General features: G+C 56.2%; 7 protein-coding genes and 1 tRNA gene. All 8 read right to left on the bottom strand.

Going from position 1 to position 7,686, the window contains the following annotated elements; translation table 11 throughout:
- The coding region (locus ENN66_11440) for a 6-hydroxycyclohex-1-ene-1-carbonyl-CoA dehydrogenase (protein ID HDS17196.1) at nt 1–624 on the bottom strand (624 nt) is incomplete at its 3' end.
- A 102-nt stretch (nt 625–726) separates the two neighbouring features.
- Nucleotides 727–1,509 carry an enoyl-CoA hydratase gene (locus ENN66_11435; GenBank protein HDS17195.1) on the bottom strand — a complete coding sequence of 261 codons (783 nt, stop codon included), beginning with the start codon at nt 1,507–1,509 and terminating at the stop codon, nt 727–729.
- A 73-nt stretch (nt 1,510–1,582) separates the two neighbouring features.
- A complete protein-coding gene (locus ENN66_11430; protein ID HDS17194.1) occupies nt 1,583–2,326 on the bottom strand; it encodes an SDR family oxidoreductase in 744 nt (247 codons plus the stop codon).
- Between the two features lie 233 nt (nt 2,327–2,559).
- A complete protein-coding gene (locus tag ENN66_11425) occupies nt 2,560–3,756 on the bottom strand; it encodes a thiolase family protein (protein HDS17193.1) in 1,197 nt (398 codons plus the stop codon).
- A 321-nt stretch (nt 3,757–4,077) separates the two neighbouring features.
- Nucleotides 4,078–4,168: transfer RNA gene (locus ENN66_11420), tRNA-Ser, on the bottom strand.
- 162 nt (nt 4,169–4,330) lie between these two features.
- Nucleotides 4,331–5,500 carry a methionine adenosyltransferase gene (locus tag ENN66_11415; GenBank protein HDS17192.1) on the bottom strand — a complete coding sequence of 390 codons (1,170 nt, stop codon included), beginning with the start codon at nt 5,498–5,500 and terminating at the stop codon, nt 4,331–4,333.
- Nucleotides 5,501–5,610: 110 nt separating this feature from the next.
- Nucleotides 5,611–7,434 (bottom strand): phosphoenolpyruvate--protein phosphotransferase, encoded by a 1,824-nt coding sequence (gene ptsP, locus ENN66_11410; protein ID HDS17191.1) that lies wholly within the window; start codon nt 7,432–7,434, stop codon nt 5,611–5,613.
- Nucleotides 7,406–7,681: an HPr family phosphocarrier protein gene (locus ENN66_11405; protein ID HDS17190.1), complete on the bottom strand. Its 276-nt coding sequence runs from the start codon at nt 7,679–7,681 to the stop codon at nt 7,406–7,408. The genes ptsP and ENN66_11405 overlap by 29 nt, the downstream gene beginning before the upstream one ends.
- Nucleotides 7,682–7,686: the final 5 nt, after the last annotated feature.

The following is a 7,686-nucleotide window of genomic DNA, read 5'->3' as shown; positions in this document are numbered from 1 at the left end:
GATATCAATCGCGACCACGGCCCGGGCCCCCATCGCCTTGGCGATCTGGGTCATGTAGGTCCCCACTCCGCCCCCGGCGCCGGTGACAATGACAAGATCGCCATCCGGGAAATAGGGTTTATCAAGTTCAGCCCGAATCGCCGCCTGATAAGGGGTAGTGGCGGCATCGGCGATCACGGCATAGTGCGAAAGCGGCCGTTCGCCCCGGTTGGCAATGACGCAGAGCCCCGCAGTCGGAACCACGATATGACTGGAAAAACCACCGTAGATGCCGATGCTGTTGCCCGGCATTTTCTGGTTCAGGCAACGGTTGCCGCGCCCGGCTTTGCAAATCGGGCATTCATTACAGGGCATGACCGCCGGAATGATAACCTCCTTGCCGATCATTTCGGCATCCCCGCCGATCACGGTGCCGCTGATTTCATGCCCCAGGGTCAAGGGCGGCGGGCAGACCGTCGGCACCCCGTCGTAAAAGAAACCAAGGTCTGTATGGCAGATGCCGCAACCGGCGATCTTAACACAGACTTCACCTTGATTGATGGTCGGCATATCCACTTCGGTCAGTTGCAGTTCCCCCGGCTTGACCATCTGCCAGGTTTTTATTTTCGCTGGAATCTCAAACATTTTTTCCTCCTACCCCGGACGCGGCCGGAACCATTTCGCGACTCAAAGTCAATTAAACAGGACTTACGGATTTACCTTGCCCCAGACCGGCAGCCTCGCCGCCTAGCGGTTGCTCCAGGTCGGTTTGCGCTCCTCAAGAAAGGAGCTGAGTCCCTCACGGGCATCCTGATTACGCATGCAGTCATAAAGATAGGCGCCTTCGACCGTCTCCAGCGCCGCGGCAAAAGGTTTATCGGAGGCAGCTTTCAGGGCGCGCTTAGTCGAACGCAGGGCCGAACCGCTCAGGGCGGTAAAAATTTTAACGAATTTTTCCAGTTCGGCGGCGAAATCATCAACCGCAACCACCTTGTTGATCAGCCCGCAGGCCAGGGCCGCGTCGGCGCGCAGGGCTTCGCCGCCCAGCACCATTTCATAGGCCTTTTTGGGACCCACGATCGCCGGCAGGGCGGCCACCGCGATCGGCGGAAAAACCGCGAGTTTGATCTCGGGCTGACCGATTTTGATATTGTCGGCCGCCACGACCATGTCGCAGAACAGAGCGACTTCACAGCCTCCGCCCAGAACCGCGCCCTGAACCGCGGCGATGGTCGGTATCTCAAGCCGATCCAGACGGCGGAAAATACCATGAAAAGCCGCGATCATGTGGTTAACCTTGTCTTCAGTGTGATCGCCGACATCAACCCCGACTGAAAAAGCCTTTTTACCGGCGGCCTGAAGCACCAGAACCTTCAGTTCGGGACCGGCCGCCAACACCTTTTCCAGAGCGCAATTCATCTCTTCCATCGTGGCGATATCCAGCCAGTTTAAGGGCGGCCGGTTGATCGTCAACCAGGCGGCCCCGTCTCTCTCTTCATAGGTGATGAACTTGTATGCAGACATAAAAATCTCCTTTTCAACTTTAGCCGGCCGGCGGCAAAGACACGCCGCCTAAATTTTCCCGATCTATTTCCCGATCCATTTATATATACTGACCGCCGTCAACCTTAATCACCTCCCCGGTGATATGACCGGCGGCATCGGAAGCCAGGAAAGCAACCAGATTGGCGACATCCTCGGGTTTGCCCGCTTTTTTCAGAACCCCTTCGTTGATCGCGATCTGCTTAAACTCCTCCGGCATAGCTTCGCCCATTTCGGTCAGGATAAAGCCGGGAGCCACCGAATTCGAGGTCACCAGATATTTACCCAGATCCTTGGCGACGGCCTTGGTCAGACCGATAACTCCGCCCTTGGCGGCCGAGTAATTGGCCTGGCCGAATTTGCCGCGCAGGCCGTTGATTGAGGTGATCGTGATAATCCGACCCCAGTTCTGGTCCTTGAAAATCGGCGCGCAGGCGCGAATGTAATTGAAGGTTCCGGTCAGATCGACATCAATTACCCGCTGCCACTGCTCGGCGGTCATTTTCCAGATGGTGCCGTCCCAGTTCATGCCGGCGCTGGTCACCAGAATATGCACGCTACCCCATTTTTCTTTCGCCGCCGCAACCAGGGCTTCAGCGTCGGGCAGGCTGGAAACATCCGCCTGAAAAGCCAAGGCGTCACTACCCATACCTTGAATTTCGCGAACCAAGGCTTCAGCCTGTTCGGAGCTGCGATTATAGTTGACCGCAACCCGGGCTCCGAGCGAACCCAGCAGTTTGGCAATTTCGGCCCCGATTCCCCGGCTACCGCCGGTCACAATCGCCACTTTTCCTTGCAAGTTAATCATGGTTGATCCCCTTTTATCGGCTTTGATAAAAAAATCCGCCGCCCCTTTGACTTCCGGTTCAAGCCCTCTGGCAACCCCGCGGTGACTTCTTTGAAAATCTGGGGACACGATCTGAGATTTCCCGCAGAACTCAGGTCAAGCCCCTGGATCTTTTTGTAGCGATTCAGCCAACCCGGAAATTCTGGCGAAAATCCGGAACCCAGCAACGACGCTGAAAGTTATTTTAAGGTTCAGCTTTCACGCTTCAGTATCACGGCCATGGTCGCACCCCCGCCGCCACAAATCGAAGCCACCCCCAGCTCCTTATCCAGGCGCTTGAGAGCGTGATACAAGGTCACCATGATCCGCGCCCCGGAACAACCGGTCGGATGGCCAAGAGCGATGGCGCCGCCGTTGACATTAAGTTTATCGATATCAAGCTTGAGCCGGGCGACATTGCCCAGCACCTGCGCGGCAAAGGCTTCATTGATCTCGAACAGATCAATGTCGCTCAAACTCATGCCGGCGCGTTGCAGAACCCGGGGAATCGCCTCTCCCGGACCCTCGCCCATAAAGGTCCCGTCAACCGCGGTCTGACAAAAATCAACCATTGAAAACAAAGGTTTAACCCCGCGCGCGGCGGCCGCCTCCCGGGTCATGGCCACCATCATGGCCGAACCGTCGGTCAGCCCGCAGGAATTACCGGCGGTCACCTTGCCGCCTTCAGGTTTGAAGGCCGGGCGCAGCTTACTCAAGGTTGCAACTGTGCTGTCGGCCTTAATGGATTCGTCCGCCGTAAAATCAAAAGCCGGTTTTTTCCGGTCACCGGGAAGCGTCACCGGGGTAATTTCCTCGGCAAACCAACCGTTGTCCGCGGCGGCCTGGGCCCGCTGGTGCGAGCGCACCGCGTATTCATCCATCTCCTGTCGCGAAATACCATATTTTTCACCGACATTTTCCGCGGTCATACCCATGCTGACCTTGGCAATCGGGTCATAACTGTCACCCCAGCCATCTTCAAGCTTGCGATCACCCATCTTAAAACCACCAAAACGAGCCCCTTTCAGCAGATAAGGAATCGTGCTCATCGACTCCATGCCGCCGCACAGAACGATCTTGGCCTGTTCCATGACGATCTGCGAGACCGCCATGGTCGCGGCCTTCATCCCGGCGGGACAGGCCTTGTTGATCGTGACCCCCGGGGTCAGTTGCCCGCATCCGCCCTTTAACGCAACCGTGCGCCCGGGATTGACATGGTTGCCCGCCTGACGGCAGTTGCCGATGATGGCCTCGTCGACATCTGCGCCATCAACCTGGGCCCTTTTCAGCGCTTCCCGCACCGGAAAAGCGCCCATGTCATAAACCTGCAGATCCTTCATCGTTCCGCCAAAGCTACCCATCGGGGTCCGCACCGCGCTGACAAAAACCACGTCACTCATCTTCCTCATCTTATTTCTCCCTCTGCTTCGGCCAGGCCGACCTTTTATTTATTCAATGATTTTTAAAGAAATCCTCGGAACCCGGCCGCTTAACCAGCAAATCAGGCCTGCCTCGACCGCGCAAGCAATAAATGTGCAACATTCGCGCCGCGCTTTATTTTAAGATTCCGCCCCTGCTGCAGGCAAGCGCCGGCCCGCCGGTTCGACAATTCGCGCGGTAAAATATAACCAGAGAAGGTAAGGATTCAGATTGGCGGCTTTCTTCTGCGGACAAAAAAGCCCCGCGCCGAGGGAAAATAATTTTCACCTCGGCGCGGGGCTTGATCAGGCTGGCGGAGAGACGGGGATTCGAACCCCGGGTGAGCTAAAAACCCACAATAGATTTCGAGTCTACCGCCTTCGACCTCTCGGCCATCTCTCCGTTTTTCAGTTATGCGCCTGGGGTAGAAAACATAGTCGACCTCCACCCCCGACAACTGCGGCGCTTCTTAGCATAGGCCGCCGGGCAATTCAAGCAGATACTGCGCGACCGACCGCCGGGCCGAAAACCGGCAACGCCCCGTCGGTACTCTCAAAGGCGCGCTTAAATTCCGGCGGCCTCACGCAGAAGCTCCGCCATATCGGTATTCTCCCAGGAAAACCCGGGCTCGTTGCGCCCGAAATGCCCGTAGGCCGCCGTCTGCTGATAAATCGGCCGCAGCAGGTCGAGGCTTTCAATGATTCCGGCGGGGCGTAGCTGAAAATGCTTGCGCACCAGCGCGGCCAGTTTTTCGGAAGGCAGCTTGCCGGTGCCGAAGGAATTAACCATGACGCTGACCGGTTCAGCGACCCCGATAGCGTAGGCGAGCTGAACTTCACAGGTTGCCGCCAGCCCGGCCGCAACCAGGTTTTTCGCCACGTAACGGGCCATGTACGAGGCGCTGCGGTCGACCTTGCTGGGGTCCTTGCCGGAGAAACAGCCCCCGCCGTGACCACCCTTGCCGCCGTAGGTGTCGACGATGATTTTGCGCCCGGTCAGACCGCAGTCACCCATCGGCCCGCCAACCACGAACCGCCCGGTGGGATTGATCAGGAACTTGGTTTTGGCATCAAGCATTTCCGCCGGCAGAACCTTCTTGGCAACCTCTTCGATAAGCGCCTCGCGCAGCTGCTCGTAACTGACGTCGGGGCTGTGCTGGCTGGAGATAACCACGGCATCGATCCTTTTCGGACGAAAATCTTCATACTGAATCGTGACCTGTGATTTGCCGTCGGGACGCAGAAAAGGCAGAACCCCCTTTTTTCTCACCCGGGCCAGTTGCCGAGTCAGACGATGGGCCAGCGTGATCGGAATCGGCATGAGTTCTTCGGTTTCATTGCAGGCAAAACCAAACATCAGTCCCTGATCACCGGCCCCCTGCTCTTTAAAGAGACCTTCGCCGGCGGTAACCCCTCGTGAGATATCGGGTGACTGCTTATCGATACTGGTCAACACGGCGCAGGTTTCCCAGTCAAAGCCCATGCTCGAATCGTTGTAACCGATATTTTTAATGGTTTCCCGAACAATCGCCGGTATGTCGACATAACAATCCGTCGTGATTTCTCCGGCAACCACGGCTATTCCGGTGGTTACCAGGGTTTCGCAGGCTACGCGGCATTTCCGGTCCTGGCTCATGATACTGTCGAGAATCGCGTCTGAAATCTGATCGGCAACCTTATCGGGGTGCCCTTCGGTTACGGATTCCGATGAAAAAAGATAATTTTTTGTCGCCATGTTCAAGCTCCGAAAGTTCAGGTTAAAAATTTATCGGCCACCAACGGATCACGATCCTGGTGAGCGTCCGGAAGTCAGCAAAGATTCCGCCTCACATCGCCATCGGGGTTCTAGACCTTCATCAGAAAGGTTTCAGGAAAACGCCGGTTCATCTCTCTGGCGACAAAGTTTTCGACCTCGGCCGCAGTGTTCAGACTCAGAGACTCAGCCAGCAGCTGACGGGCTTCGACAAAGGTACTCTCGCGGACAATCTGTTTGATATAAGGGATGGAAATGGCATTCATGCTGAGCTTGTTGAAACCCATCCCCAGCAGAATCAGGGTATACAGGGGCTCGCCGGCCATTTCCCCACAAATACTGACGGGAATATTGGCCTGGCGGGCATTGCCGATCACCTGATTAAGCAGACGCAGAATAGCGGGATGAAGCGGCTCATAAAGATAAGAAACATGCTCATTGCTGCGATCCAGAGCCATGGTGTACTGAATCAGGTCGTTGGTACCGATACTGAAAAAATCAACCTCCCGGGCAAGCATGTCGGAAATCACTGCCGCCGAGGGCACTTCAATCATGATGCCAAGCGGAATATCCCGCGCGAACGCCGCCCCCTCGCGTTCAAGCTCGGCCATGCTCTGTTCGATCACGGCCCGGGCCTGGCGCAGCTCGGCCAGACCGGAAATCATCGGCAGCATGATTTTAAGCCGGCCATGTGAACTCGCGCGCAGAATGCCCTTCAGCTGAGTAATAAAGATTTCCCGCCGATGCAAACACAGGCGCACCCCTCTGAGCCCCAGAGCCGGATTGATACAGTCACCGTGAAAATTCTGAATCGCGGCCAATTTGTCGGCACCGAGATCAAAGGTCCTGATCGTGATCGTACTCTCCGGCGGCAAGGATTCGGCCACCTTTTTATAAGTCAGATAATGCTCTTCTTCCGAGGGCAGGGAGGTCCGATTCAGGTAAAGAAACTCGGTCCGATAAAGTCCGATATCACGGGCCCCGTGATCCAGCACCGATTCGGTTTCTTCCGGGCTTTCAATGTTGCCGGCCAGAGCGACCTGAAAACCGTCGCGCGTTTCCGCCGGCAGATCCCGATTGCTGATCAGCTGGGTCTGAAAGTTGCGATACTGCTTACTTTTATCCTGATAGCCGGCCAGTTGTTCCTGGCTGGGATTGACGATTACCCGCCCTTCAATCCCATCCACAACCAACCGGTCGCCGCCATTGATTTTTTCAGTCGCGAACTCGGTTCCGACCACGGCCGGAATTTCCAACGAACGGGCGACAATCGCGGTATGGGAAGTCCGCCCACCGAGATCGGTGACAAAGGCGCTGATCTTTTTGGGATCAAGCTGCAAGGTGTCGGCCGGAGACAGATCATGGGCAACCACGATGACTCCGCGGCTGATCTTGTCGATACTGTCATAATCACTGCTGGTCAGATAGCGCAGAATCAGCTCGCAGACATGGGCCACATCACTCTGGCGCTCCCGCAGGTAGGCATCCTCCATCTGACGAAAAAAATTTATGATCTTCTCGCTGTTTAAACTCAAGGCCCATTCGGCGTTGATTTTCTTTTCCTTGATCAGGGTCAGGGTGTCATCGACCAACATCTTGTCTTTGGTCATCAGCAGATGCACGTCGAAAATATAGTTATGCTCCGACGAAACCTCTCCCGTGCGAATCGTTCTCGCCTTGACTTCCTCAAGTTCGCGGCGGGCGCCGGCGACCGCCGCGAGAAAACGCTCACTTTCGGCGCCGACCTGGTCACTGGGAATCTTTTCGCAGCGAGGTTTGAGTTTCCCGCGGTCAAGAAGAAAGGCCCGACCGATCGTGATTCCCGGCGAAGCCCCCACCCCGCTGATCATGCAGCTTAAACCATGGAGTCTGCGGTCGCTCACTTTTTCAGTTCCTTTGAAGTTCGCCAAAGCCATCCTCGATCAAAGTTCCCACCGCCTGCAAAGCCTCGCTCTCATCCACGCCGGCAACCTCGACGACAATCGTGCTGCCGCAAGCCGCCGCCAGCATCAGAACCCCCATGATACTTTTACAATTGATTGACAATTTTTCCTTGCGGAGCGTGATTTCCGAAGAGAACTTGCCGGCCAGCTGCACCAGGGCCGCCGCCGCCCGCGCATGCAGCCCCAACCTATTAACTATTTTGAATTCTTTTTTCAACATGTCAT

This window comes from Pseudomonadota bacterium (genome assembly GCA_011049115.1).
GTDB lineage: Bacteria > Desulfobacterota > Anaeroferrophillalia > Anaeroferrophillales > Tharpellaceae > DSCM01.
Note: the sequence above shows the minus strand (reverse complement) of the source record. Positions and strands in the feature narration are given on the sequence as shown.